The 335-nt window shown below is 71.9% G+C and carries 1 pseudogene; it reads left to right on the forward strand.

From position 1 onward, the window contains the following. A pseudogene (locus H926_RS29380) lies at nucleotides 1-335 on the forward strand (magnesium chelatase ATPase subunit I); the annotation flags it as partial.

Genomic DNA, 335 nt, shown 5'->3' on the forward strand with positions numbered 1-335 from the left:
GCACCCCGCGCGCGATCGATACGCGGGTGGAGATCATGCGCCGCTGCGCCGCGCACGATGCCGATGCGGCGGCGTTTGCGGCGCAGTGGGCGCAAGAGGATGACAAGGTCTTGCAACAGATCGCGCGCGGGCAGCGGCGGCTGGCGCGGATCACGGTGCCCGATGCGGTGATGACCGATGCGGCGCTGTTGTGCAGCGAACTGGGCGTGGATGGCCTGCGCGGGGAATTGACGCTGATGCGCGCCAGCCGCGCGCTGGCCGCGCTCAAAGGCGCCAAGCTGGTGCGGCGCGAGCATCTGGTGGCGGTGGCGCCGCTCGCGCTGCGCCATCGCCTG

Origin of the sequence: Novosphingobium sp. B-7 (genome assembly GCF_000410615.1) — a bacterium.
Classification (GTDB): domain Bacteria; phylum Pseudomonadota; class Alphaproteobacteria; order Sphingomonadales; family Sphingomonadaceae; genus Novosphingobium; species Novosphingobium capsulatum.